The organism is Sphingomonas sp. CFBP 13733 (genome assembly GCF_014841795.1).
Taxonomy (GTDB): Bacteria; Pseudomonadota; Alphaproteobacteria; order Sphingomonadales; family Sphingomonadaceae; genus Sphingomonas; species Sphingomonas aerolata.
This window is the reverse complement of the sequence record NZ_JACYUP010000002.1, coordinates 741685-765617: the sequence shown is the minus strand read 5'-3', so window position 1 is coordinate 765617 and position 23933 is coordinate 741685. Positions and strand designations below refer to the sequence as shown.

Here is a 23933-nt window from a genome sequence, read left to right as displayed (position 1 = left end):
GCGGATGGTGACCGGGGATCGCGTGCCGCCTGGGTCGGCGCTAAGGGTGACGCCATGCTGACGACGACCGCGCTGCAACCGCTGGCCCATGACCTTGACGAGACCGTGCCCGATTTCGTCGTGATCGACGTCGAGACCGCCTGCGCGCGCGTCAGCAGCATCTGCCAGGTCGGGATCGTCGGCTTCCGGAACGGTGCCGAGGTGTTCGCCTATGAGACGCTGGTCGATCCGCGCGACGAGTTCCACGCGTTCAACACGCGGATCCACGGCATCGCCGCGCATCATGTCGTCGGCCAGCCGAGCTTCGCGGACATCCATGCGACGGTGACCGCGCATCTGTCGGGGCGAACGACGGTCGCGCATTCCTATTTCGACAAGGGCGCGCTCGCCGCCGCGTGCCGCGTGCACGATCGCCCGGCGATCGAGACGACCTGGCTCGACAGCGTGCGCGTCGCCAAGCGTGCCTGGCCCGATCTGGCGAACCACAAGCTCGGGCAGCTCGCGCGCTATCTCGGGATCGAGCATCGCCACCACGACGCGCTGAGCGATGCGCGCGCCGCGGGCTGGGTGATCGTCAAGGCGATCGACCATACCGGGCTGACGCTCGCCGACTGGCTCGCCCCGCCGCGCGTCGCCGGCCCCGCCCCCGCCGCGGCGCTCGACGGGCCCTTGCGCGGCGAACGGATCGCACTGCTCGGCCAGCCCCGCGACGGGCCGCTCGCGCACCGTGTCGCCGCGCTCGGCGCGCGGGTGATGACCTCGGTCGGCGCGACCACGACGATCCTGCTCGTCGCCGGCCCCGACCCGCAGGCGCGCGCGCTGCGCACGCATCCCGCCCGGCTGAAGGCGGACGCCTATCGCCGCGACGGTGGCGCGATCCGGATCCTGGGCGAGGCCGACCTGGACGCACTGCTCCACCGGGTCTGACGTCGGGACGTGCCGGGGATCGGGTAAAGCTTCCGACATCGCATGCGGCTGTTTGCCCGGCTCGGCCGTTGGGGCCGCGAACATCAGGAGTTTGACGATGAAGGCCATGACGCTGCGATCGCCCGCGGGGCTCGACACGCTGCAGAGCGAAGACCGTGCGGATCCGGGCGTGCCGGGCGCGGGAATGATCCGTGTCGCGCTGCACGGCAGTTCGCTCAACTACCATGATCTGGGCGTCGTCACCGGCCGGATGCCGACCGAGGACGGCCGCATCCCGCTGTCCGACGGCGCAGGCGTGGTCGAGAGCATCGGCGACGGCGTGACCGAATTCGCGGTCGGCGATCAGGTCGTGTCGTGTTTCTTCCCCGACTGGCAGACCGGCACGCCGACGATCGGCGATTTCTCGCGGACGCCCGGCGACGGCATCGACGGCTTTGCGCAGCACCATGTCGTCCTGCCCGCGACCGCGTTCACGCACACGCCCAAGGGCTATGACGCGGTCGAGGCGGCGACGATCACGACCGCCGGGCTGACCGCGTGGCGTGCGCTCGTCGTCGACGGCAAGCTGAAGGCGGGCGAAACCGTGCTGCTGCTGGGCACCGGCGGCGTCTCAATCTGGGCGTTGCAGATCGCCAAGGCGATGGGTGCGCGTGTCGCGATCACCTCGTCATCGGATGAGAAGCTCGACCGCGCGCGCGCGCTCGGTGCCGACTTCACGCTCAACTACCGCGACGAGGCCGATTGGGGACGCAAGGTCGTCGACTGGACCGGCGGGCGCGGCGTCGACCATGTCGTCGAGGTCGGCGGCCCGGGCACGCTGGCGCAGTCGATCACAGCGGTCCGTGTCGGCGGGCACATCTCGCTGATCGGCGTGCTGACCGGTAACAGCGGCGAGGTCCCGACCGCCGCGCTGATGGGCAAGCAGGCGCGGCTCCAGGGCCTGATCGTCGGCAGTCGTCAGGAACAGCAGGACTTCGTCCGCGCGATCGACGCGACCGGGATCAAGCCGGTGGTCGACCGCCGCTTCCCGCTCGAGCAGCTTGCCGAGGCGTTCGCCCTCCAGCAGAGCGGCGCGCATTTCGGCAAGATCGGCATCGAATGGTAAGCGCAACGATTGGGTAATTACCCCCGGCGCGGCGGGATCGCTGCCGCGCCGGTCAGCCGCGGCGGGCGGTAGTCGAGCGCGGCGTGGTCCGCGCTCGGATACCGGACCTTGGACGGCCGCCCCTCCCCGCGCATCCGCCGATCCGCCTCGTCCCAGCTGGGCAGGTTCGCGGTCTCGGTGGTCCAGTGGGCGATGCTCGCCTCGTTACACCAGTGCATCAGCTTCGGCATCGCCTTCAGATGCGACCCGTCGGTAATATAGCGCTTCATGTCCGCGGCATCGCGCCAGACCGTCATCGTCCAGAAGGTCAGTGCACGGTCGCGCAGGATGGCCCCGGTGAGATACCCGTCGGCACGCCGCACCTGCGCGGTGGTCCTGAGCGCATCGAGCACGAACAGCGGCAGGAACCGCAGCGCGCGCAACCGAAGCCGGGTGATGCTGACAAACGCCATGCGCGACACCTACGCCTGCCCGCAACGCCCAGCAACTTCGCGATCGGCCTCCCGCGGCGGAGCGATGCGCGTGCTGGTTCGTTCGACCCGCATATCCCCCCTAAACTCCATGCAGGACACGAGATTATGAGCGATCCCCGCAGCAGCGCCCCCACGTCCTTTCCGAACGAGCCGCAGCAGCCGAGCCCTGGTCTCGAGGTCGAGATGCGCAACAAGCCCGATCACGGCGAGGACAGCTATGTCGGCAAGGGGCTGCTGAAAGACCGCGTCGCGCTGATCACCGGCGGCGATTCGGGGATCGGTCGCGCGGTTGCGATCGCCTATGCGCGCGAAGGCGCCGACGTCGCGATCTCCTATCTCGCCGACGAACAGGCCGATGCGGACGAGACCAAGGCCTGGGTCGAGAAGGCCGGCCGCCGCTGCATCCTGCTGCCCGGCGACATTCGCGACCGCGATCACTGCGCGGCTTTGGTCGAGCGCACCGTCGCGGATCTCGGCAAGCTCGACATCCTCGTCAACAACGCCGCCGCGCAGACGATGAACGAAACGCTCGACGATATCGACGACGACGAGATGCAGGATGCGTTCTCCGCCAATGTCTTCGCGATGATCCGCCTCGCCAAGGCCGCGGTGCCGCACATGAAGCCGGGGGCCGCGATCGTGAATTCGACCAGCGTGCAGGCGAAGATCGCGACCGAGAACATGATCGTCTATTCGACCACCAAGGGCGCGATCGCGAGCCTGACGATCGGACTGTCCAACCTGCTCGCGCCCAAGGGCATCCGCGTCAACTGTGTCGCCCCCGGCCCCGTCTGGACGCCGATCCAGCCGATCGCCAAGGGCGGCGACGAGCTCGAGACGCTCGGCCAGAACACGCCGCTTGGCCGCGCGGGCCAGCCGGGCGAGCTCGCCCCGGCCTATGTCCTGCTCGCCTCCGACGAAGGCAGCTACATGTCGGGCGCGCTGCTGCCGGTGACGGGCGGCATGCCGATGCTGTGAGCGCCCGCCCCGCGCTGCACTTTGTCGGGTTTCGCGGCGACGAATATAGCGCCGCGCTGCGCATCTTCGGCCCGCCGGATTTCATCCATATCGGATGGGACCGGTGGGCCCGGCAGGAGGTGATGCCGGGCGACATCGCCGTCTTCGCGCGCGGCACCGCCGACGACGAACCCTCTGTCTACAGCGTCCCCGATCTCCGCGAGCGCTGACGCTGCTCCCCCGATTTCTCCAGAACAAAGATCCTTCCATGTCAGACCCCAGCGTCACGACCGACTATTCCGCGCGCGATGCGCGGATCGCGATCAACACCTTCACGACGGTGCTGCGCCGTCCGCAGGTCCCGCATGAGGTCTTCGCGACCTATTGGCGCGACGTGCACGGACCGCTCTGCTCGCGCATTCCGGGGCTTGGCTGGTACGTCCAGATGCATCTCGATCGCGCGCAGGACGCGCATCTCTGGCCGGCGATCGACGGGATCGCGCCGTTCGACGACTATGTGCTCGATGGCGGGGTCGAGATCGGCTTTGCCAGCGCCGCGGATCAGGAAATTTTCAACGCCGCCTGCCCGATCCTGTTCGCCGACGAACAGAACATGTTCGCCGCGACCGTCGCCTATGCGCTGCCGCAGGGGTCGCGGACGCTGGTCGACCGGATCGCCAACCCGGTGCCCAATGGCGGGGAGAGCAGCGACCGGATGCACGTCCATTTCGGGATCGGCGACACCGATGCGGCCGAGTTTGCGGACTTCATGACGCAGTTCGCCGAGACGCTCGCGGCCGATCCGGCGGTGCTCAAGGTCCGGCTGCATCTGCCCGAGCGCTACGACAATGCGGACCCCGCGCCGCCCGCACCCGACGTCGCGCACAGCGTGCCGCCCGAGCGTGAACAGGTCGCGATCCTCGAGCTGGCCTTCGAGACGCCGATGACCCGCCGCCGCTTCTTCGCCTCGGACCGCTTCACCGCCACGATCGACGGACAGAAGGCACATATCGGCCATGTCGCGGCGTTCGCCGTCAGCGGCGTCTACACCTATGTCCGCGACGGCGAGCTGACCGTCGCGGGCTTGCGCGGCAGCCGTCCCGCGCAGCTGATCGAGCGGCTGGGCGCCGCCAACCAGGTGCAGGACGACGTCCGCAAGCTGCTGCTGACCGGGGCGCTCTGACCGCCAGCCCCCGACTATTGGGCGTCAATGTGCGAGGAAGACGGGGATCGGGCTGCTGGTCAGCATGGTCCGCGTCACCCCGCCGAACAGCGCTTCGGTAAAGCGCAGATGCCCGAACCCGCCCATCACGACATAGCCATATTGCCCGCTCGCGGCGGCGGCGAGCAGCTGTTTGGGCGCGCCGCCGGGCTGGACCTCGATCCGGCGGATGACGGGGTGGATGTCGTAGCGCGACAGATAGGTGGCGGCGTCCTCGATCGGCGACGCCATCGCCCCGTCGTCGACCGAGAACAGCGTGACCTGGTCCGCGAGCCTGAGCATCGGCACCGCCGCGCGCAGCGCCGCCGCGGCGCAGGGCGACCCGTCCCACGCGACCAGTGCGGTCGCCAGGTCGATCCCCCGGGACTCGCCCGGCACCGCAAGCACCGGCTTGCCCGACTTGACGATCAGCTCGCTTGCGGTGCGACGCATGTCGATCACCGACGGGTTGTCGAGCCGACGGTTGAGGACGATGACATCGGCGAGCGCGGCGGCGCGGACGATGCACGCCGCCGCCTCCCCGGTCGCATCGACCCAGTTCCACGCGACATCCTCGCGCGCGAACCGAGCCTCTAGCGTCACCTTGTTGGCACGCTCGCGCGTCGTTTCGTCCGCCAGCACCGCCGCCATAGCATAGCCCGCCTCGCTATAGTCGTTGCCCAGGATCGGCGGAATATAGGTCACGTCGAGACAGGTGATATGTCCCGTCAGCGCCCGCCCGAGATCGAGCGCGGCCTGGAGCCGGGCTTCCTGGCCCTCGTCGTCATGCGCCAGCACCAGAATGTTTTTCATCGGACGCCTTTCGGGTTGGATACAGCCCCGGTGCTAGGCCGTCCGGCGTGCGCGCGTTATTGCGGTTTATACGGATCCGCCCCGGGTCGCGGGGTCGCGGGCCGCTCGGTGAATTCGCGCTCGACGATCGTGATGCGCGCGACCATGGCGACGAAGAAGGCGGTCGACCAGCCGAGCAGGATCACGCCATTGGCGCCCTCGATCGCGCCGACGATCCGCCACGATTCCCCGAGCAGCACGTCGCCATACCCGATCGTCGTATAGGTCGAGGTCGAGAAATACAGCGCGGTGCCGAAATCGGCGAGCGCGCCGGTCCCGCTGTACAGCAGCGCATAGGCCCAGATCTCGATCCCGTGGACCACGAACAGCGCGGTCGCGGCGCCGACGATGCCGATCACGTCATGCCAGCGCCGCCGCACCCCGGTCCTGCGCCCCTGCCGCCGGATCACCAGCAACAGCCCGGCCAGCCCGGCAAGATGGACCAGGATGGTGGCCAGCACCATGCCCGTCGCCACCGCGAGCTGGACAAAGAGGTTCATCGGCCGAGCCTAGGGCGGCTACCTGCGCTTTCCCATGCGGGTATCTACCTAGACCGGCCCCGGTGCCGGCGGGATGACCACTGTACGCCGATGGCCGCGCGGCGTAGAACCGGGCGACCGGGGAGACAGCAGATGACGGCACAACGCGATGGCGCACGGCGCTACAATTTGGGTGCGATCGCGTTCCACTGGATCATCGCAGCGCTGGTCTTCATCCAGCTCTATGTCGGCTGGACCTTTGCCGACATGCCGCGCGGCGACCTGCGCACCGGCTGGTTCGACTGGCACAAGACGCTCGGTTTCACGATCCTGCTGCTCAGCATCGCCCGGCTGATCTGGCGGATCGCCAATCCGCCGCCGCCCTTCCCCACTGCACTACAGACCTGGGAACGCGTGCTCGCCCGCGCCAACCATGCGCTGTTCTACATCATCCTGATCGGCCTGCCCGCGACCGGGTGGATGTATCTGTCGACGGGCAAGCCCGCGCTGACCAGCAGCACCACCTCGCTGATCGGCGGCTTGAGCTGGCCGTTCATCCCCGGCCTGCCGCGCGGCGCGCATGAGGGGTTCGAAGAGGCGCACGGCCTGCTCGTCTGGCTGACCTGCGCGCTGCTCGTCCTGCATGTCGGCGCCGCGCTGAAGCACCAGTTCGTCGACCGTATCGGCAACCGGATGCTGCCGTCGGGCGCGCGGGGCGACGGCTGACCGCCGCCCCGCCGCCTCAGCGACGCGGCATCCGTGCCGCGGTCGCCTCGATCTCGACGAGGTAATTGGGGCCTGCGAGCGCCGCGACCTGCACCGTCGACCGCGCGACCGTATTGGGGTTGTCCGCGCTCCCGAAGAACTGCTTGAAGCCGTCGTTCATGCCGGCAAAGTCCATCTTGCCGTCGCCGCGCTTCGGATCGGCGGTAACGAACACCGTCAGCTTGTAGACATCGGCCATCGTATAGCCATGCTCCGCCAAGATCGCCTTGATCTTCGTGAAGACGCTGACCGTCTGAGTCTTGGTGTCGCCGAACGACTCGACGCCGGTGACCGGTTTCGTCGGATCGATCGGCGCGGCGAGCTGTCCCGACAGCACCAGCGTTTCCGCGCCCGCGGGGATCGTCACGCTCTGCAGGATCAGCGACGGCCCCGGCCCCGGATTGGCGTGGCGGACGATCTGCGCGGAGGCCGGCGTCGCGAGCGTCGCCGCCGCCGCCGCCGCCGCCGCCGCCGCCGCCGCCGCCGCCGCTAGGCCCAGACCGGCACGGGTCAATGTACGCGAGACGCGGTTCACGATCGGTCGCACTGGCATGGTCGTCTCTCCCAAATATTCGGTGATTGCGCGCGTCAGGACGCGTCGGGTGTGTGAAGCGCCTTGGTCATCGGCACGAACGGAACCGCGATCCCGTCCGCGTCAACGGTGATCCCGGGCTCCGCGACGAAGCCGTGGCTTTCGTAGAAGGGGACCCCCGACAGCGTCGCCATCAGCGCAAGCTTGTCGAAGCCCGCCTTCCGCGCGGCCGCCTCGCTCGCCGCCATGATCGCCGATCCCACCCCGCGCCGCGCAAAGCCGGGGGCGGTGAACATCGCGCGGATCCGCGCCGCATCCTGCCCCGGTACCAGCAGAGCGGCGGACCGGTCGGCATAGCGATCGCCACCGAACAGCGTGGCGAAGCGGCTCCACCCCCCGCACCCCGCCAGCGCGCCGTCGATCTCCGCGACCAGATAGCTGCCGTCGTCGACGAGATCGGTGTCGACGCCGAAGATCGTCCGGATCGCACTCGCCAGCGCATCGGGAGCGTAGAAGCCCTGCCCCAAAGTCGCCGCCGACGTCGCGATCAGCTGCTCCAGCGCGGGGACATCCTCGCGCCGGGCCGCCCGGATCGTCACCCCGCCCGTCGTCGCCGTGCTCATTCTCATGCCGATCACGCCGCTACCCGGTCCGGCCGCGCGCCCAGATCGGCCCGCTGAAGCCCCGCGATCGCGGCGATCGCGTGATGCGCGGACTGGACCGCGCCTTCCTGCCATCCCGGCGTCTGGCTCAGCGCGGCGCTGGCAAAGACGGTGCGGCCCGCGGGCTGGCACAACAGACGATAGCCTTCGGTATCGATATCACCCTCCTGATGTCCCGCCATCCCGACGAACCAGTTCGGCCATGGCCCCAGGCTGTACGGAATCTTGTTCCAGTTGACCGCGACGCCGTTGACCAGGTCCTTGCCATGCCCCGGGTGCAGCCGCTCGACCGCCGCGCGCGCCCGCTCGACCTGGTCTGCGATCGGCAGCTTCGCAAAGCCTTCCGCCCGCTCGCCCGAGGTATAGCAGGCCAGCAGCATCCCGCGCGGACTGAACAGCCCCGCGCTCGGATACCAGATCAGCGACGTCTCGCCGCCGACGAACGAGATGCCGCCATAGATCTGGTCCTGTTCCCAGAAGCGCGGCGAATCGAACGCGACCTTGTTCGAATGGTCGTACACCACGCCCGCAATCGCCTGCGCGACGGGCTTGGCGAAGTCGCAGTCGACCTTGGCGAGCACCGGAAAGGGGATGGTGCAGACCGCGAAATCGGCGCGCGCGATCCGGCCCGCGCCCGTCTTGGTATCGCGCCAGGCGATCTCGACGCCATCGGGGCGGTTACGGATCCGAGTCACGTCCGCGCCGCGCACCACCTTGCGGGTCAGCGCGCGCTCGAACCCCGCCGGGATCCGGTCCATCCCGCCGACCGGCTGGAACATCGTCGCCTGCATGTAGACATTGTCCTCGAACAGCATCGCCGGCAGCTGTTCGTTGGCGAGCAGCCGGTCGAGCGGCATCGGCGCGGGCGGTCGCGCGAAGACGCCGACGCCTGCATCGGGAAACGCCTGGAACCCCGATCGCAACGTCCCTGCGAAATGCCCCGTCGCATCCAGATCGCCGTACGTCTTGAGGAACGGCAGCAACGCCTGCTTGTCCGCCGCGCTGAGACTCTGGTCGAGCGCGCCCTGATTGACCGCCTTCATCAGCAGTTCGGCGACATGCCCACGCGTGTCGTTGATCGCGGTGCGCATCCGCACCTTGTCGCCCTTCTGCCCCATCAGGAAGGCGCTGCGGCTCGAATTGATCTCGACCTCGAGCGGAACGCCGAGCTTGCCGCAATAGCCGAGGATGCGGTGGTGGAAGCTCGGCAGCCGCGCCGGCCCGGCATTGAAATAGGCGCCGTCGGAGAAGCGCGCGACCTGGTCCGCCTCGCCGTCCATCACGATCCGGTCGCCGTCGCGCACCGTCCAGTTGCGCCCGCCGACCCGGTCGCGCGCCTCGAGCACGGTGACGTCGAACCCCGCCTGCTGCAGTTCATAGGCGGCGACCAGCCCGGCGATGCCAGCCCCCAGCACGATCACCGACCGCCCCTTGCCAAAGCCGGCGGGCAGATCGGGCATCGGCGCCGCCGCCGCGACATTGCCCGCGATCCCCAGCGCCTCCATCGCGCCGAAGGTCGCGGCCGCGCCGCCCGCCATGCCGATATGCTGTAGGATCGATCGCCGCGTGATCATCTGTGAGTCCGCCCCGTTTGCGCGGCCTCGACCGCGCGTCCCCTGGAAAGTCGCTCACCTTCGCGTCGTCCGTCCTGTTGGCTCGGATCCGCGGCACACTCCCCCGGCGACCGGCGCGTTGCCCGCACCAGCTCGTTATCGTTCGTCCCTGCGTTTTGTTATGACCCCATGACACCCCAATTGAATCGATCGCGCAAGCAGTTTTTGTCCTGTTTCGCGCGCATCCCGGTGCTATTGTTGCGCGCAAGGAGATTGCGGTATTCCAATCCATCGCTCCGCCGCTGTGCGGTGCCGGTCCGTCCAACATGCACGGCGCAGGCCGGGGCAATCGGCAGAGCCCGCGGCAACCCGCACCCGCCATCCCGCGTTAAGCCCGCGCACATGATCAAGGTCGCCAGCTATAATATCCACAAGGGCATCGGTCTCGACCGCCGCCGGAACCCCGAACGCGTGGTCGAGGTGCTGCGCGAGATCGACGCCGACGTCATCGCGCTGCAGGAGGCGGATCGCCGGTTCGGCACGCGCGCCTGCGTGCTGCCCTATCACCTGCTCGAGGAGCATAGCGACTGGAAGCCGATCCCCGTCAGCCTCAGCGCGCTCAGCATGGGATGGCACGGCAATGTCGTACTGGTGCGCAAGTCGGCGGTGATCGTCGACAGCGAGGCGATCCACCTGCCCTCGCTCGAGCCGCGCGGCGCGGTGATGGCGGACGTGCGGACCACAGGCGGGATGATCCGCGTCGTCGGCATGCATCTCGATCTGTCGGGGCTGTGGCGACGGCGTCAGGCGGCAGCGGTGCTCGCGCATGTCGACGCCTGTGCGACCCGCCACCCTACCGTGCTGATGGGCGACCTCAACGAATGGAGCGCGGGCTCGGGCTGTCTGCGCGACTTCGGCCGCGACTTCGCGTTTGCCGATACCGGCGCGAGCTTCCATTCGCGCCGCGCGATCGCCCGGCTCGACCGGATCATGGCGTCGCGCGACCTGCGCATCGCCAGCTGCGGCGTGCACAGCAGCGCCGCCGCGCGCAAGGCGTCGGATCACCTGCCGATCTGGGCGACGCTGGAACCCGCATGATCCGGACCGGCGCCGTCAGCTATCATCATTGCCCGGTCGGGGGCTGAGCGGGTGCGCGAGAAGGAACTTCGCCTCGCGCTGGTCTGCTATGGCGGGATCAGCCTGGCCGTCTACATGCACGGGATCACCAAGGAGATCTGGCATCTCGTCCGCGCCAGCCACGGCCATCATGCCGGTGGTGACCGCGGGACCGGCAGCCAGGCGGTCTACCGCGACCTGCTTGACGAGATCGAGGCGCAGGGTGCGCTCAAGGTCCGCGTGCTCGCCGACATCATTGCGGGTGCCAGCGCGGGCGGGATCAACGGCATCTTCCTCGCCCAGGCGATCGCGACCGGGCAGAGCCTCGATCCGCTCACCGATCTCTGGCTGAGCTCGGCCGATGTCGAGGCGCTGATCGATCCCCATGCCGCGCCGCATTCGCGCTTCTCGAAGGCCTGGGCGCTGCCGCTCGCCTGGATGGCGGCGGGGCGCAGCGCGGACAAGGTCCAGACGCTCGACGACACGACGCGCGAGGAGGTGAAGGCCAAGCTGTCGCATTTCGTCCGCTCGCGCTGGTTCGAGCCTCCGTTCGGCGGTGCGACCTTTACCGGGCTGCTGCTCGACGCGTTCGACGCGATGGCCGCCAGCGAGCGCGGGCCGCGGCTGTTGCCGCCGGGCCAGCCGCTCGACCTGTTCGTGACGGTGACCGATTTCACCGGCCATCCCGAACGGCTCAAACTCAATTCGCCGCCCGAGGTGGTCGAGACCGAGCACCGCGTCGTCGTCGACTTTTCCGATCACGGCGCGCCGACCGACAGCCTGGCGGGCATCCCCGAACTCGCCTTTGCCGCACGCGCGACGTCGAGCTTTCCGGGTGCGTTCCCGCCGTTCATGGTCGCCGAGCTCGACGGCGTGCTCGCCGATCGCAAGACGCCCTGGGCGTCGCGCGATGCCTTCCTCAAGCGCATCCTGCCCCGTCAGTCGGCGACCAACGGCGCGGATCAGGTCGTGCTCATCGACGGGTCGGTGCTCGCCAACGCGCCGTTCCGCCCCGCGATCGACGCGCTGAAGGAACGCCCCGCGCGTCGCCAGATCGACCGCCGCTTCGTCTATATCGATCCGTCGCCGGGGATGAAGTTCCGCCTCCCGCCACAGAATGGCACGCCGGGCTTCTTCCAGACGATCATCGGCGCGATCAGCGAATTGCCGCGCCAGCAGCCGATCCGCGACAATCTCGACGCGATCGCCGCGCGCTCGGCGCAGATCGACCGCATGCGCGCGATCATCGATGCGATCCGCCCCGATGTCGAGGCGGAGGTCGAACAGCTGTTCGGGCATACGCTGTTCCTCAACAGCCCGACCGCGGCGCGGCTCGCCAACTGGCGCGCGCGTGCGCAAAAGGCCGCGGCGGCCAGCGCGGGCTATGGCTATGCCGCCTATGGCCATCTGAAGGTCGCGGGCGTGGTCGAGACGCTGACCTCGCTGCTGTTCCACGCCGGCGGCGAACCCGGGCCGCAGCGCTGGGACCGGATCCGCGCGGCGATCGCGACCGCGGTGACGGCGAGCGGTGCCGAGGAGATCGGCGCGGTGCATGGCGGCGGCGCGAGCCCCGCGACGATCGCGTTCCTGCGACGCTTCGACCTCGGCTTCCGGATCCGCCGGCTGCGCCTGATGGCACGCCGCCTGACGGTGCTCGAGGCCGAGGTCGAGGAGGTCGCACTCGCGCCGATCCGCGATGCGATCTACGCGTCGCTGTCGGACTATCTCGAATGCCAGCGGACCGATGCGCATGCCGCGCTGCGCCGCGAGGTCCGCACGCTGCGCGACGACGCGATGCCGCTGCTCGACGCGCTGGCCGCCTCGCTCGACCTCAACCGCCGCGATGCCGAGACCGATGTGCGGCTCGCGGAGGCGTTCGTCGCGCTCGACCGGCCGGTGCGCCGCTCGATGCTGCTCGCCTATCTCGGCTTCCCCTATTTCGACACCGCGACGCTGCCGCTGTTGCAGGGCGAGGGGCTCGACGAATTCGACCCGATCAAGGTCGACCGGATCGCCCCCGACGACGCGGTCGCGATTCGCTCGGGCGGCGCGGAGGCGACGCTGAAAGGGATCCAGTTCAACAGCTTCGGCGCGTTCTTCAGCCGCGCCTACCGCGAGAACGACTATCTCTGGGGCCGGCTGCACGGCGCCGAGCGTATGATCGACATCACCGTCTCGACGCTGCCCCCGTCGGTGCGGATGAAGCCCGGCCGCGTCGCCGCGATCAAGCGCGCCGCGTTCCTCGCCATCCTCGACGAGGAGGAGGAACGGCTGACCGCGGTGCCCGGCCTGTTCGCGGATCTGCGCCGCGAGATCGGCTGAAACGCACCGTCCGTGACCACCGGCCCGGTCCGGAACAGGGTTAAGTTGGCGCAAGGCTGGCCAAAAGCGGACGGCGGCTTTACCCCCGGGCGGATGCAAGGGGATAAGTCATGCAGTTCCTGAAGATCCTGTTCTGGTGCCTGCTGGCGTTCATCGCCGCAGTCTTCACCATCGCCAACTGGGCGACCGTGCCGATCCGGCTCTGGGGCGGCCTGATCGCCGACGTGAATCTGCCGATGCTGTTGCTGGTCACGTTCCTGATCGGGTTCCTGCCGACCTTGCTCTACAATCTCGCGATGCGCTGGCGCCTGCGTCAGCGGCTCGCGACCGCGGAGCGGACGATCCTCGACCTGCGCGCCGCGCATGCCGTGCCGCCCGTGGCCTATCCGACGCCGTCCTATTCGACCCCGTCCTACTCCGAAGAACCGGCCATCGCGCCGACCATCCCGCCCGCCGCCGCGCCGACCGCGGTCCCGCCGGGAGTCGCATGATGAGCAGCCCGATCTATGTCGCGATCGACACCCCCGATCTGGCCCGCGCCAAGGCGATCGCCGGTCGCGTCCGCCACCATGTCGGCGGGATCAAGCTCGGCCTCGAATTCTTCTGCGCGCACGGCCAGCCCGGCGTGCATGCGATGGCCGAGTTCGAGCTGCCGATCTTCCTCGATCTCAAGCTGCACGACATTCCCAATACCGTCGCCAAGGCGGTGCAGGCGCTCGGCGGGCTCGCGCCGGCGATCCTGACCGTCCATGCCAGCGGCGGTCGCGCGATGCTCGAGGATGCGAAGGCCGCCGCGCCGGTCGGGACCAAGGTGATCGCGGTGACGATGCTCACCAGCCTCGATGCCGCCGATCTCACCGCCACCGGGATCACCGGCAGCGCGCACGACCATGTCGCACGGCTGACTGAACTGGCGCGCGACTCCGGGGTCGACGGCATCGTCTGCTCGGGCGCCGAAGTCGCCGCGGCCAAGGCGATCTGGCCCAAGGGGTTCTTCGTCGTGCCCGGCGTCCGCCTGCCCGACGGCCATGTCGGCGACCAGAAGCGCGTCGTCACCCCGCGCGCGGCGCTTGACGCCGGCGCCTCGATCCTCGTGGTCGGTCGCCCGATTACCCAGGCCGAAGACCCCGACACCGCCGCCCGCGCGATCGCCGCGACGCTCTGACCCCCACCGTCCACCGTCATCCCGACGCGCTACCCCCGTCATCCTGACGGAGAATGTGGGAATGCACAGGCCGCCGGGATCTAAGGAACATCATGACTACCGCCAAGATTTGCGGCCTTTCGACCCCCGCGACGCTCGACGCCGCGATCCGGCACAGGGCGAGCCATGTCGGCTTCGTCTTCTTCCCCGCCTCGCCGCGCCACGTAACCTTCGACAAGGCCGCCGAACTCGCCGCGCGCGTGCCGGGCCATGTCGCCAAGGTCGGCGTGTTCGTCGATCCCGAGGACGAGATGCTCGAACAGGCGATCGCCTCCGCGGCGCTCGACGTGCTGCAGCTCCACAAGGTCACGCCCGCACGCGCCGCCGCGATCCGCGCGCGGTTCGGGATCGAGCTATGGGTCGCCGTGGCGGTGCGCACGCGCGGCGATCTCGACGGTGCGCACGCGTTCGTCGGCGTCGCCGACCGCATCCTCTACGACGCGAAAACTCCCGATTCGGCCGCGCTGCCGGGCGGGATGGGTCTGCGCTTCGACTGGGACCTGCTCGACGGGTTCCGGCATCCGCTGCGCTGGGCGCTGTCGGGCGGGCTCGACCCGGCGAATGTCGCCGAGGCGATCCGGCGGACCGGCGCGGAGCTGGTCGACGTGTCGTCGGGGGTGGAGAGCGAACCCGGCACGAAGGACGAAGCGAGGATCGCGGCTTTCCTGAAGGCGGTCGCTGCGCTCTAGCACCACCCCGGCGAAGGCCGCGGCCCAGCTGGGGACGGTGCATTGCCGGGTCCTGCCAGTCGCCACGACCTTCCCGACTGGACCCCGGCCTTCGCCGGGGTGGTGCGTATCGGAAACGCTAGGGGTGACAGCGTTTTCCGAAATGCTAAAGCGCTCCGCATGAACGCTCCCAATTCCTACCGCGCCCAGCCCGACGAACGCGGCCATTTCGGCGATTTCGGCGGCCGTTACGTCGCCGAGACGCTGATGCCGCTCGTCCTCGAACTCGACGAGGCGTACCGCGCCGCCAAGGCCGACCCTGCGTTCAAGGCGCAGTTCGACGACCTGCTCGAACATTATGTCGGTCGCCCGAGCCCGCTCTACTACGCCGAACGCCTGACCGAAGCACTGCGCGAATCCGCAGAACCCGGCATGGGTGCGCAGATCTGGTTCAAGCGCGACGAGCTCAACCACACCGGCGCACACAAGATCAACAACTGCATCGGCCAGATCCTGCTCGCCATCCGCATGGGCAAGACGCGGATCATCGCGGAGACGGGCGCGGGCCAGCACGGCGTCGCCACCGCGACCGTCTGCGCACGCTTCGGCCTGCCCTGCGTGATCTACATGGGCGCCAAGGACGTCGAGCGTCAGGCGCCCAACGTGTTCCGCATGAAGCTGCTCGGCGCCGAGGTCCGCCCCGTGACCAGCGGCGCGCACACGCTGAAGGACGCGATGAACGAGGGGATGCGCGACTGGGTCGCGAACGTCCACGACACCTTCTACATCATCGGCACCGCGGCGGGCCCGCACCCCTATCCCGAGATGGTCCGCGATTTCCAGAGCGTGATCGGCACCGAGGCGCGCGCGCAGATGCTCGACCGCGTTGGTCGCCTGCCCGACCTGCTCGTCGCCGCGATCGGTGGCGGATCGAACGCGATCGGGCTGTTCCACCCGTTCCTCGACGATGCCGATGTCGCGATGCTCGGCGTCGAGGCGGCGGGCCACGGGCTCGACAAGCAGCATGCGGCGAGCCTCGCGGGCGGCTTCCCCGGCGTGCTCCACGGCAACAAGACCTATCTGCTGCAGGACGAGGACGGCCAGATCACCGAGGCGCATTCGATCTCGGCGGGGCTCGACTATCCGGGCATCGGCCCCGAGCATGCCTGGCTGCGCGACATCGGCCGCGTCGACTATGACAGCGCGACCGATCAGGAAGCGCTCGACGCGTTCCAGCTGCTCTGCCGGACCGAGGGCATCATCCCCGCGCTCGAACCATCGCATGCCATCGCCACAGTGACCAAGAAGGCGCGCACGATGCGGCAGGACCAGATCATCCTGGCGAACCTGTGCGGCCGCGGCGACAAGGACATCTTCACCGTCGCCGAAGCGCTCGGGGTGGCGATTTGAGCCGCCTCGCCGCCACCTTCGCGCGTACCGCGGCCGAGAACCGCGCCGCGCTCGTCGCTTTCGTCACCGCGGGCGATCCCTCGACTGCCGCGACGCCGGCGATCCTCGACGCGCTCGTCGCGGGCGGCGCGGATGCGATCGAGCTCGGCATGCCGTTCACCGATCCGATGGCCGATGGCCCCGCGATCCAGGCCGCCAATATCCGCAGCCTCGCACAAGGGACGCGCACCGCGGACATCCTCGCGATCGCCACCGCCTTCCGCGCGCGCCATCCCGAGACGCCGCTGGTGCTGATGGGCTATGGCAACCCGATGCTGCGGCGCGGCGCGGACTGGTTCGCGCAGGCCGCGGCGGCGGCGGGCGTCGACGGCGTGATCTGCGTCGATGTGCCGCCTGAGGAGGATGATGCGCTTGGGCCCCAGCTGCGCGCCGCCGGGATCGACCTGATCCGGCTCGCTACGCCCACCACCGACGCGGCGCGGCTGCCGACCGTGCTCGATGGCGCGAGCGGGTTCCTCTATTACGTCTCGGTCGCGGGGATCACCGGGCTGCAACAGGCACAGCAATCCTCGATCGAGGATGCGGTCGCGCGGCTGAAATCGCAGACCGACATCCCGGTCGCGGTCGGCTTCGGCATCCGCACCCCCGAACAGGCGGCCAACGTCGCGCGCGTCGCCGATGGAGTCGTGGTCGGCTCGGCGATCGTCGAGCTGGTCGCCCAGCACGGCACCGCTGCGGCCGAGCCCGTCCGCGCCTATATCACGTCTCTCGCCGATGCCGTCGCGTCCGCCAGAAAGGAAATTCGCATGGAGATCGGGGCATGAGCTGGCTCAACAGCGTCCGCAACGTCCTGCCGTTCGTCGCCAAGCGCGAGACGCCCGAAAATCTCTGGCACAAGTGCAAGGGCTGCGGGCAGATGGTCTTCACCAAGGAGCTGGAGGAAAATCTCCACGTCTGCCCGAAATGCGACCATCACGACCGCATCGGCCCGAAGATCCGCTTCGCGCAGCTGTTCGACGAAGGCAGCTGCAGCGAACTGCCCGCGCCCCCGGTGCCCGAGGATCCGCTCAAGTTCCGCGACCAGAAGCGCTATACCGATCGCCTGAAGGCCGCACGGACCGACAACAGCGAGCGTGACGCGCTGGTCAATGCCCGCGGCGCGATCGACGGTCACCGCGTCGTCGTCGGCGTGCAGGATTTCGGCTTCATGGGCGGATCGATGGGCCTCGCGGTCGGCGAAGCGTTCGTCCGCGGCGTCGAGGCGGCGATCGAGGATCGCGTCCCCTATGTGATCTTCACCGCCAGCGGCGGCGCGCGCATGCAAGAGGGCATTCTCAGCCTGATGCAGATGCCGCGGAGCACGGTCGCGATCCAGATGCTCCACGACGCCGGCCTGCCCTATATCGTCGTGCTGACCGATCCGACCTCGGGCGGCGTGATGGCGGCCTATGCGATGCTCGGCGACGTCCAGATCGCCGAGCCCAAGGCGACGCTGGCCTTCACCGGCCGCCGCGTGATCGAGAGCACGATCCGCGAGAAGCTGCCCGAGGATTTCCAGACGTCGGAATATTATCTCGAACACGGGATGATCGACATGGTCGTCCACCGGAAAGACCTGCGCGAACAGCTCGGCACCGTCATCGGCTATCTGAGCGCCCGCGAAGCGGCGTAAATCCGATCCTCCCCCGCCAGGGGGAGGATCGTGAGGAGCCAAGAATGCCCGACCACGCCACCTCCTCCTCCCCCGCCGTCCAGGCGCAGCTCGACCGGCTGACCGCGCTGTCCCCCGGCGCGGACATTCTCGGCCTCGAGCGCATCACCGCGCTGCTGGCGCGGCTCGGCGACCCGCATCGGTCGCTGCCGCCCGTGTTCCATGTCGCGGGCACCAACGGCAAGGGATCGACCTGCGCGTTCCTGCGCGCCGCGATCGAGGCGGCGGGGCTCGACGTCCATGTCTATTCGAGCCCGCACCTCGTCCGCTTCAACGAACGCATCCGTCTCGCCGGCCGGCTGATCGACGACGATGCGCTCGCCGCACTGCTGTCCGAGGTGCTCGACCACGCCTCGGACCTGCAGGCGAGCTTCTTCGAGGTCACTACCGCCGCCGCCTTCCTCGCCTTCGCGCGGACGCCCGCCGCGGCGACGATCGTCGAGGTCGGGCTGGGCGGCCGGCTCGATGCGACCAACGTCATCCCGAACCCCGTCGCTACCGGCATCGCCGCGCTCGGGATCGACCATCAGGCGTTTCTCGGCGACACGCTGCTCGCGATCGCGGGCGAGAAGGCGGGCATCGCCAAGCGCGGCGTGCCGCTCGTGACGATGGATTATGCCCGGCCACTGCGTGCGCGGATCGCCGGAATCGCCGGGGCGGCGGGCGCCCCCGTCCTCGCGCGCGGCACCGCCTGGACGAGCGAGACGACGCGCACCACGATGCGCTACACCGATGCGGGCGGCACGCTCGTCACCAACCGCCCGCGGCTCGTCGGCCTCCACCAGTCGCGCAATCTCGCGCTCGCGATCGCGATGCTGCGGCATCAATCCGCGCTCACGCTTCCCGACGCCGCGATGCGCGCCGCCGCGGACGCCGCGCACTGGCCCGCGCGGATGCAGCGCCTGTCCGACGGCCCGCTCCACGCGCGACTGCCCGCCGGCAGCGACCTGTGGCTCGACGGCGCGCACAATCCCAATGCCGCACAGCCGGTCGCGCGCGTGCTGCGGACGCTGGCGGCAGGGCGGCCCGCGACGCTCGTGCTCGGCATGCTCGCCAACAAGGATGCCGACGCGGTGCTCGACATTCTCGGCCCGCAGGTCGGCCACGTCGTCGCGCTCCCCGTCCCGGGTCATGCGCACCACGCCCCCGACGCGCTGGCGGCGATCGCCCGCCGCGCCGGGTGCAGCGCAGAGACCGCCACAAGCCCCGCCGAGGCGCTCGACCGCATCGCCGCGCAGAGTGACGTACCGCAATTCGTGCTGATCGCCGGTTCGCTCTACCTCGCGGGCGAAGTGCTCGCCGGGAACGACGAGCTGCCGCACTGATCCCTTATTGCTATTGACTATCAATAACGAACAAGCGACCTTGGTCTTGTAACCACGGAGTCGCGTATATGACCGATGCCAACCGCTTTGCCGGCACGACGCTTGCCAGCATGACGACGGTGCTGCCGCATCCGCTGCCGCCCTGCGAGAATGCGCGGATCGCGCTGTTCGCGATGCGGCGGATGGGTGCGAACGGGCTTGGCGACGCGCGCGCCGCGCACACGCTGTTCACCGCCTTCGGACAGGGGTTTCGCCGGCCTTTAGTCTTGATGCGCGCGCTGATGGCCGATCTGGCGGGCAGCGCGGCGGGGACGATCGCGATCGCACCCTGCTGCTGCGCGCGGATGACGCCCGCGGAGGCGGCGTTGCTTTCGATCCTCGCGCGCGTCGAGACCGCGCCCGACACCGCGCGGCTGCTGATGACCGACCTGCTCGGCGTCCGCCGCGTCGACGGCGTCCTCACCAGCGCCGCCGCAGTCGCCGCCGCCTTCGCGGACGAGGGGCGCCCGGTTACGAGTTGAGCCGGGCTAGACCGGCTCGCCCGCGCGTGCGTCGCCTTCCCCCTCGACGCCGGCGCTGCCGATCGAGCGATCGATCATGCCCGAACGGCACATCCACCAGAACAGCGCCACGCCCGGGAGAGCGAGCGCCGTCGTCAGCAGATAGAAGTCGACATAGCCGATCGCTTCGATCAGCGCGCCCGCCGTCGTGCCCGTGACGATCCGGCCGACGATGCTGGCGGCCGCCGAAATCAGCGCGAACTGGGCAGCGGTGAAGCGCAGGTCGCACAGCGCGGAGAAATAGGCGATCACCACGACTCCGCCAAAGCCGCTTGCGGCATTCTCGAAACCGATCGCGGCCGCCATGCCGAGATTGGAATGGCCCGATGCCGCCAGCGCCGCGAACGACAGGTTCGATACCCCCATTAGCACCAGCGAAAGCAGGACGGACCGCTTCATGCCCATCCGCGCATAGAGGATACCACCGATCAGGATCCCGACGAGATAGGCGATGAAGCCGATGCCGACGTCATAGAAGGCGATCTCGTCGCCGGTGAAGCCGAGATCGTCGAACAACAGTCGCAGCGTCAGGTTCGCCAGCGTGTCGCCGACCTTGAAGATCAGGATGAAGGCGAGGACGACGAACGCGCCCTCCCGCGAAAAGAACTGGACGAAAGGCCCCCAGATCGCCCGAAGCCCCTCGGCAAGGCCGCGGCGTTCGATCGTCGGACGACGGCGCTGCGGCTCGCCGAGCACTAGCCCGGCAATGACCGCAGGCAGTGCGAACATGGCGCAGGCTAGGTAGGCGGCGCTCCATCCGGCCCGCTCGGCTACGACCAGCGCCAGCGCACCTGCCCCTGCGGAGCCGATCCGCCAGCCATATTGGCTCATGCCGGACCCGACGCCGAGCTGCCGCGGCTCGAGGATCTCGATCCGGAACGCATCGATCACGATGTCGAACGTCGCCCCGGCTGCGCCGACCAGGATCGCGGCGGTGGCGGTCTGCGCGATGCTCGCCGCCGGATCGACCAGAGCGAGATTGACCAGCGCCGCGACGACCAGCGCTGCGGTCAGGATCAACCACGATACCCGCTGCCCCAGCCGGCCGATCACGGGCAACCGCACGCCGTCGACCATCCAGGCCCAGAGGAATTTGAGGTTATAGACGAGGAAGGCGAGACTGAACGCGGTCACCGTCTTCTTGTCGATGCCGCTTGCCGCGAGGCGCGTCGTCAGCGTCGCGCCGATCATCGCATAGGGAAAGCCCGACGAGATCCCCAATGCCAGTGCCGCCAGCGGCGCTCGCTCGAAATAGGGCCGCAAGCCGTTACCCCAGCTCTTGGCTGCCATCTCGTCCATCGCCCTACGCTCCCACTCACTTGGGCGGGACCCTAGCGGCAATTTGCGGATGCGCTACCCGTCAGCCGGTCAGGCCGCCGCGCGCGCCGTCAGACGGGCGCGCTGAACAGCCGCAGGCCCGAAGGCAGCTTCTTCGGCTCGCTCCCCGCCATCCGCGCCTCGATCGCCGCGATCGCGGCGAGCAGGTCGCGCTGCGAATAGGGTTTGGAAAGACAGCCCGCGGCCAGCGTCGTCGCCTCGACCGGGCAGTTGCCCGTGACGAACAGCACCGGCACCCCGCGCTCCAAGGCAGCACGGGCAACGTCGAGCCCCGATCCGTCGCTCAGGCTGACATCGGCAAGGATGAGGTCGATCGCAGACTCGCTTTCGATCACCGCCAGTGCATCGCTGACCCGGTCGACCGTCGCGACCACGGTGAATTTCGATTCGGTCAGGAAATATTCGGTGTCGAACGCGACCAGCGGTTCGTCCTCGACGACCAGCAAGCGGATGATCAGCCGCTTCTTCTTTCCGAACAGCATCGACATCACGCCCCTTCGCGCAACGAATGGTCGTTACGCCCATGCGACATAACGCACCGCACCACGAAGGGTCGCAAATATTTTCGCGCTGCACCCCGATCCATAGTATCAGCCGCGCCATGACGACTTCAAAAGACGATAACCCGACTGCCAGCCCGTCGAACGACGCGCCTGCAACAGCCCCCGCAGCCCCCATCAAGGGCGACCGCATCGCCAAGCTGCTCGCCCGCGCGGGCGTCGCATCGCGCCGCGACATCGAACGGATGATTGCCGAAGGACGCGTCGCGCTCAACGGCACCACGCTCGACACGCCCGCGACGATCCTGCGCAACCTTGCCGGCGTCACCGTCGACGGCGATCCGGTCGAGGCGCCCAGCGCGGCGCGGCTGTTCCTCTATCACAAGCCGACCGGGCTGCTCGTCACCGAGCGCGACCCTGCTGGCCGGACGACGATCTACGACCGCCTGCCGCGCGAACTGCCGCGACTCGTCCCCGTCGGCCGGCTCGATCTCAACACCGAGGGGCTGTTGCTGATGACCACCGACGGTGGTCTCAAGCGCCAGCTCGAACTCCCCGCGACCGGCGTCGAGCGCGCCTATCGCGCCCGCGCCTATGGCAACATCACCCAGCCGCAGCTCGAGGAGCTGATCGAGGGGATCGAGATCGAGGGCGTCCGCTACGGCTCGATCAACGCGAATATCGAACGCCGCACCGGCGCGAACGTCTGGATCGAGATGATCCTGACCGAGGGCAAGAATCGCGAAGTCCGCCGCGTGCTCGAACATCTGGGTCTCCAGGTCTCGCGCCTGATCCGCACCCGCTACGGCCCGTTCGTGCTCGGTGATCTCGCCCCCGGCCAGATCGGCGAAGTGCTCCAGCACGACGTCGTCGCCTTCCAGAAGGAGCTCGCGCGCGGCAAGCCCGAGGGCCCCGGCGCGCGTCCGAACATCGGCATCAGCGCCAGTGCCGGCGCGGGTGCGGGGATCGGCGCCAAGTCGCCCCAGCGTGGCGCCAACGCCCCCCGTCCTGCCCCACGCCCGGCCCCCTCGGCCCGGCCCGCGACCGCGGCACCGCGCCAGCCCGCGCGCAGCCCCTATGCGGCGCCCGCAAGCTCGGGCTTTTCGAGCGGCGCACCACCGGTCGATCGCGCCGCACGGCCCGCCCGCCCGGCCCGGCCCGAGCGCATCCGCCCGACCGCGGCGATGGTCCGCGGCGACGTCACCGATCCCTGGGCCAAGCCCGATGCACGCGGCGGCAATCGGGCGGCCGCGACGCATCACGCCCAGCCGACCGGCGCCGGCACCGGTCGCCCGACCTATCGCCAGGAGCGCGCGGACCGCGGCGAGGAACTGAGCACCAGCCCCAAGATCAAGCATTTCCGCGCCGCCAAGCCGCCCCGCGACCGCGCCGCCCCGACCCGCGTCGGCGGCGGTGGTAGCGGTGGCGGTAGCGGGGGCACGGCAGCTCCGCGCCGTCCCGACCCGCCCCAGCGTCAGGACCAGCGCCAGGACCAGCAACGCGGTTTCCGTCCCCAGGCGGACGATTCCCGCGCGCGGACCGGTCCCGACAAGCGCGCCGCGCGCAGTGCCGCCGGTCGCCCCGGTGCGGATCCCCGCCCGCCGCGCGACGCCGCACCGCGCCCCGAACGCGGCAGTCGTCCGCCCGCACCCGGCAAGGGACCATCAGGGGGGCGCGGTCATCCGCCCCGCGCACCACGCGGAGGTAAACGCTGATGCGGATCATCGCAGGCCAGTATCGCGGCCGCCAGATCGTCGCGCCCAAGGGTGACGCGACCCGCCCGACCGCCGATCGCATGCGCGAGGCGCTGTTCTCGATGCTGACCAGCCGCGTCGGCAGTTTCGAAGGCCTCGCGGTCGCCGATCTCTTCGCAGGCTCGGGTGCGCTCGGGATCGAGGCCTTGTCGCGCGGTGCGGGATCGTGCCTGTTCGTCGAGCAGGACAAGCCCGCGCTCGATGCGCTGAAGGCCAATCTCGCCAAGCTCGGCATTCGCGGCGACGTCCGCGCGACGTCGGTGATGGCGATGGGCCCTGCGCCCGCGCCGCTCGACATCATCCTGATGGATCCGCCTTATGACACCGGTGCGGGCCTCGTCGCGCTCGACAAGCTCGCGCGGCTCGGCTGGACCAGCCCGGCGACGTGGATCAGTCTCGAGACGGCGAAGGCGGAGGTCGTCGAACTGGCGGGCTTCGAGGTCGACGCCACGCGCGTCCACGGCAAGGCGCGGCTGACGCTGCTGCGCCCCGCCTGACGTAACGGTCTCCCGCGCAAGC

26 protein-coding genes are annotated in these 23933 nt (G+C 69.3%); 18 read left to right on the top strand and 8 right to left on the bottom strand.

Translation table 11 applies throughout. The features are described from left to right. Window positions 1-54 precede the first annotated feature (54 nt). Together IFT71_RS07855 and IFT71_RS07850 are read left to right on the top strand one after the other, a co-directional pair. Window positions 55-927, top strand: coding sequence for an exonuclease domain-containing protein (locus tag IFT71_RS07855; protein WP_192140027.1), 873 nt, complete (start codon window positions 55-57; stop codon window positions 925-927). Between the two features lie 97 nt (window positions 928-1024). After that, complete coding sequence (locus IFT71_RS07850; protein ID WP_192140025.1) at window positions 1025-2032, top strand: zinc-dependent alcohol dehydrogenase family protein; 1008 nt, start codon at window positions 1025-1027, stop codon at window positions 2030-2032. 17 nt (window positions 2033-2049) lie between these two features. Here the strand turns inward: IFT71_RS07850 and IFT71_RS07845 are convergent, their stop codons facing one another. Then, on the bottom strand, window positions 2050-2484 hold the full coding sequence (locus tag IFT71_RS07845; protein ID WP_192140023.1) for a DUF3291 domain-containing protein: 435 nt from the start codon (window positions 2482-2484) through the stop codon (window positions 2050-2052). A 126-nt stretch (window positions 2485-2610) separates the two neighbouring features. Here IFT71_RS07845 and IFT71_RS07840 point away from each other — a divergent pair, with 126 nt between their 5' ends. From IFT71_RS07840 to IFT71_RS07830, 3 genes are read left to right on the top strand one after another with little or no spacing between them, the layout of a single operon-like run. Next, window positions 2611-3483: an SDR family oxidoreductase gene (locus IFT71_RS07840; RefSeq protein WP_197976050.1), complete on the top strand. Its 873-nt coding sequence runs from the start codon at window positions 2611-2613 to the stop codon at window positions 3481-3483. Then, entirely contained in the window at window positions 3480-3692 is a 213-nt protein-coding gene (locus IFT71_RS07835) for a hypothetical protein (RefSeq protein ID WP_037529043.1), read from the top strand. The genes IFT71_RS07840 and IFT71_RS07835 overlap by 4 nt, the downstream gene beginning before the upstream one ends. 38 nt (window positions 3693-3730) lie before the next feature. Continuing rightward, window positions 3731-4645, top strand: a complete 915-nt coding sequence (locus IFT71_RS07830) for a hypothetical protein (protein WP_192140021.1) — start codon at window positions 3731-3733, stop codon at window positions 4643-4645. A gap of 24 nt (window positions 4646-4669) precedes the next feature. Here the strand turns inward: IFT71_RS07830 and IFT71_RS07825 are convergent, their stop codons facing one another. Further along, window positions 4670-5476 carry a universal stress protein gene (locus IFT71_RS07825; RefSeq protein WP_107932523.1) on the bottom strand — a complete coding sequence of 269 codons (807 nt, stop codon included), beginning with the start codon at window positions 5474-5476 and terminating at the stop codon, window positions 4670-4672. 56 nt (window positions 5477-5532) lie between these two features. Then, window positions 5533-6015, bottom strand: a complete 483-nt coding sequence (locus tag IFT71_RS07820) for a potassium channel family protein (RefSeq protein ID WP_192140019.1) — start codon at window positions 6013-6015, stop codon at window positions 5533-5535. Window positions 6016-6147: 132 nt separating this feature from the next. On the opposite strand from IFT71_RS07820, the gene IFT71_RS07815 reads away from it, so the two are divergent. Then, window positions 6148-6720, top strand: a complete 573-nt coding sequence (locus IFT71_RS07815) for a cytochrome b (protein WP_192140017.1) — start codon at window positions 6148-6150, stop codon at window positions 6718-6720. 16 nt (window positions 6721-6736) lie between these two features. On the opposite strand, the gene IFT71_RS07810 is transcribed toward IFT71_RS07815, so the two are convergent. From IFT71_RS07810 to IFT71_RS07800, 3 genes are read right to left on the bottom strand one after another with little or no spacing between them, the layout of a single operon-like run. Beyond that, window positions 6737-7312, bottom strand: coding sequence for a RidA family protein (locus IFT71_RS07810; RefSeq protein WP_192140015.1), 576 nt, complete (start codon window positions 7310-7312; stop codon window positions 6737-6739). A gap of 35 nt (window positions 7313-7347) precedes the next feature. Then, window positions 7348-7920 carry a GNAT family N-acetyltransferase gene (locus tag IFT71_RS07805; protein ID WP_244654799.1) on the bottom strand — a complete coding sequence of 191 codons (573 nt, stop codon included), beginning with the start codon at window positions 7918-7920 and terminating at the stop codon, window positions 7348-7350. Window positions 7921-7925: 5 nt separating this feature from the next. Then, window positions 7926-9527, bottom strand: coding sequence for a flavin monoamine oxidase family protein (locus IFT71_RS07800; RefSeq protein ID WP_274602312.1), 1602 nt, complete (start codon window positions 9525-9527; stop codon window positions 7926-7928). Between the two features lie 381 nt (window positions 9528-9908). Here IFT71_RS07800 and IFT71_RS07795 point away from each other — a divergent pair, with 381 nt between their 5' ends. From IFT71_RS07795 to IFT71_RS07750, 10 genes are all read left to right on the top strand, one after another. Then, complete coding sequence (locus IFT71_RS07795) at window positions 9909-10604, top strand: endonuclease/exonuclease/phosphatase family protein (RefSeq protein WP_031441229.1); 696 nt, start codon at window positions 9909-9911, stop codon at window positions 10602-10604. Window positions 10605-10655: 51 nt separating this feature from the next. Next, window positions 10656-12944: a patatin-like protein gene (locus IFT71_RS07790; protein ID WP_192140013.1), complete on the top strand. Its 2289-nt coding sequence runs from the start codon at window positions 10656-10658 to the stop codon at window positions 12942-12944. 110 nt (window positions 12945-13054) lie between these two features. Further along, window positions 13055-13435, top strand: a complete 381-nt coding sequence (locus IFT71_RS07785; RefSeq protein WP_192140011.1) for a LapA family protein — start codon at window positions 13055-13057, stop codon at window positions 13433-13435. Then, window positions 13435-14109 carry an orotidine-5'-phosphate decarboxylase gene (gene pyrF, locus IFT71_RS07780; protein WP_192140009.1) on the top strand — a complete coding sequence of 225 codons (675 nt, stop codon included), beginning with the start codon at window positions 13435-13437 and terminating at the stop codon, window positions 14107-14109. Before IFT71_RS07785 ends, pyrF begins: the two co-directional genes overlap by 1 nt. A 92-nt stretch (window positions 14110-14201) precedes the next feature. Further along, window positions 14202-14837, top strand: coding sequence for a phosphoribosylanthranilate isomerase (locus IFT71_RS07775; protein WP_197976049.1), 636 nt, complete (start codon window positions 14202-14204; stop codon window positions 14835-14837). 159 nt (window positions 14838-14996) lie between these two features. Next, window positions 14997-16226, top strand: coding sequence for a tryptophan synthase subunit beta (gene trpB / locus IFT71_RS07770; RefSeq protein WP_031441224.1), 1230 nt, complete (start codon window positions 14997-14999; stop codon window positions 16224-16226). Further along, window positions 16223-17050, top strand: coding sequence for a tryptophan synthase subunit alpha (gene trpA, locus IFT71_RS07765; RefSeq protein WP_031441223.1), 828 nt, complete (start codon window positions 16223-16225; stop codon window positions 17048-17050). Before trpB ends, trpA begins: the two co-directional genes overlap by 4 nt. Then, on the top strand, window positions 17047-17898 hold the full coding sequence (accD, locus tag IFT71_RS07760; RefSeq protein ID WP_031395022.1) for an acetyl-CoA carboxylase, carboxyltransferase subunit beta: 852 nt from the start codon (window positions 17047-17049) through the stop codon (window positions 17896-17898). The genes trpA and accD overlap by 4 nt, the downstream gene beginning before the upstream one ends. A gap of 44 nt (window positions 17899-17942) precedes the next feature. Further along, on the top strand, window positions 17943-19262 hold the full coding sequence (locus IFT71_RS07755; RefSeq protein WP_192140007.1) for a bifunctional folylpolyglutamate synthase/dihydrofolate synthase: 1320 nt from the start codon (window positions 17943-17945) through the stop codon (window positions 19260-19262). A 68-nt stretch (window positions 19263-19330) separates the two neighbouring features. Further along, window positions 19331-19783: a DUF6628 family protein gene (locus IFT71_RS07750; protein WP_192140005.1), complete on the top strand. Its 453-nt coding sequence runs from the start codon at window positions 19331-19333 to the stop codon at window positions 19781-19783. A gap of 6 nt (window positions 19784-19789) precedes the next feature. Here IFT71_RS07750 and IFT71_RS07745 read toward each other — a convergent pair whose 3' ends face one another. Then, the gene (locus tag IFT71_RS07745; protein ID WP_192140003.1) at window positions 19790-21121 is read right to left on the bottom strand and encodes an AmpG family muropeptide MFS transporter; all 1332 of its coding nucleotides are present in this window, start codon (window positions 21119-21121) and stop codon (window positions 19790-19792) included. A gap of 89 nt (window positions 21122-21210) precedes the next feature. Continuing rightward, the gene (locus IFT71_RS07740) at window positions 21211-21642 is read right to left on the bottom strand and encodes a response regulator (RefSeq protein ID WP_107932863.1); all 432 of its coding nucleotides are present in this window, start codon (window positions 21640-21642) and stop codon (window positions 21211-21213) included. Between the two features lie 119 nt (window positions 21643-21761). Here IFT71_RS07740 and IFT71_RS07735 point away from each other — a divergent pair, with 119 nt between their 5' ends. Together IFT71_RS07735 and rsmD are read left to right on the top strand one after the other, a co-directional pair. Then, window positions 21762-23375: a pseudouridine synthase gene (locus tag IFT71_RS07735; protein ID WP_192140001.1), complete on the top strand. Its 1614-nt coding sequence runs from the start codon at window positions 21762-21764 to the stop codon at window positions 23373-23375. Further along, the gene (rsmD, locus tag IFT71_RS07730; RefSeq protein ID WP_056680517.1) at window positions 23375-23911 is read left to right on the top strand and encodes a 16S rRNA (guanine(966)-N(2))-methyltransferase RsmD; all 537 of its coding nucleotides are present in this window, start codon (window positions 23375-23377) and stop codon (window positions 23909-23911) included. Before IFT71_RS07735 ends, rsmD begins: the two co-directional genes overlap by 1 nt. Window positions 23912-23933: the final 22 nt, after the last annotated feature.

What these genes read in the sequence shown, in the direction of transcription:
- IFT71_RS07745 (WP_192140003.1), bottom strand. Translation starts at nt 21,121, where the DNA reads ATGGACGAGATGGCAGCCAAGAGCTGGGGTAACGGCTTGCGGCCCTAT.
- IFT71_RS07805 (WP_244654799.1), bottom strand. Translation starts at nt 7,920, where the DNA reads ATGAGAATGAGCACGGCGACGACGGGCGGGGTGACGATCCGGGCGGCC.
- IFT71_RS07825 (WP_107932523.1), bottom strand. Translation starts at nt 5,476, where the DNA reads ATGAAAAACATTCTGGTGCTGGCGCATGACGACGAGGGCCAGGAAGCC.
- IFT71_RS07815 (WP_192140017.1), top strand. Translation starts at nt 6,148, where the DNA reads ATGACGGCACAACGCGATGGCGCACGGCGCTACAATTTGGGTGCGATC.
- IFT71_RS07785 (WP_192140011.1), top strand. Translation starts at nt 13,055, where the DNA reads ATGCAGTTCCTGAAGATCCTGTTCTGGTGCCTGCTGGCGTTCATCGCC.
- rsmD (WP_056680517.1), top strand. Translation starts at nt 23,375, where the DNA reads ATGCGGATCATCGCAGGCCAGTATCGCGGCCGCCAGATCGTCGCGCCC.
- IFT71_RS07775 (WP_197976049.1), top strand. Translation starts at nt 14,202, where the DNA reads ATGACTACCGCCAAGATTTGCGGCCTTTCGACCCCCGCGACGCTCGAC.
- IFT71_RS07740 (WP_107932863.1), bottom strand. Translation starts at nt 21,642, where the DNA reads ATGCTGTTCGGAAAGAAGAAGCGGCTGATCATCCGCTTGCTGGTCGTC.
- IFT71_RS07750 (WP_192140005.1), top strand. Translation starts at nt 19,331, where the DNA reads ATGACCGATGCCAACCGCTTTGCCGGCACGACGCTTGCCAGCATGACG.
- IFT71_RS07735 (WP_192140001.1), top strand. Translation starts at nt 21,762, where the DNA reads ATGACGACTTCAAAAGACGATAACCCGACTGCCAGCCCGTCGAACGAC.
- IFT71_RS07840 (WP_197976050.1), top strand. Translation starts at nt 2,611, where the DNA reads ATGAGCGATCCCCGCAGCAGCGCCCCCACGTCCTTTCCGAACGAGCCG.
- IFT71_RS07795 (WP_031441229.1), top strand. Translation starts at nt 9,909, where the DNA reads ATGATCAAGGTCGCCAGCTATAATATCCACAAGGGCATCGGTCTCGAC.
- IFT71_RS07800 (WP_274602312.1), bottom strand. Translation starts at nt 9,527, where the DNA reads ATGATCACGCGGCGATCGATCCTACAGCATATCGGCATGGCGGGCGGC.
- IFT71_RS07850 (WP_192140025.1), top strand. Translation starts at nt 1,025, where the DNA reads ATGAAGGCCATGACGCTGCGATCGCCCGCGGGGCTCGACACGCTGCAG.
- IFT71_RS07845 (WP_192140023.1), bottom strand. Translation starts at nt 2,484, where the DNA reads ATGGCGTTTGTCAGCATCACCCGGCTTCGGTTGCGCGCGCTGCGGTTC.
- accD (WP_031395022.1), top strand. Translation starts at nt 17,047, where the DNA reads ATGAGCTGGCTCAACAGCGTCCGCAACGTCCTGCCGTTCGTCGCCAAG.
- pyrF (WP_192140009.1), top strand. Translation starts at nt 13,435, where the DNA reads ATGAGCAGCCCGATCTATGTCGCGATCGACACCCCCGATCTGGCCCGC.
- IFT71_RS07820 (WP_192140019.1), bottom strand. Translation starts at nt 6,015, where the DNA reads ATGAACCTCTTTGTCCAGCTCGCGGTGGCGACGGGCATGGTGCTGGCC.
- trpB (WP_031441224.1), top strand. Translation starts at nt 14,997, where the DNA reads ATGAACGCTCCCAATTCCTACCGCGCCCAGCCCGACGAACGCGGCCAT.
- IFT71_RS07830 (WP_192140021.1), top strand. Translation starts at nt 3,731, where the DNA reads ATGTCAGACCCCAGCGTCACGACCGACTATTCCGCGCGCGATGCGCGG.
- IFT71_RS07810 (WP_192140015.1), bottom strand. Translation starts at nt 7,312, where the DNA reads ATGCCAGTGCGACCGATCGTGAACCGCGTCTCGCGTACATTGACCCGT.
- IFT71_RS07855 (WP_192140027.1), top strand. Translation starts at nt 55, where the DNA reads ATGCTGACGACGACCGCGCTGCAACCGCTGGCCCATGACCTTGACGAG.
- IFT71_RS07755 (WP_192140007.1), top strand. Translation starts at nt 17,943, where the DNA reads ATGCCCGACCACGCCACCTCCTCCTCCCCCGCCGTCCAGGCGCAGCTC.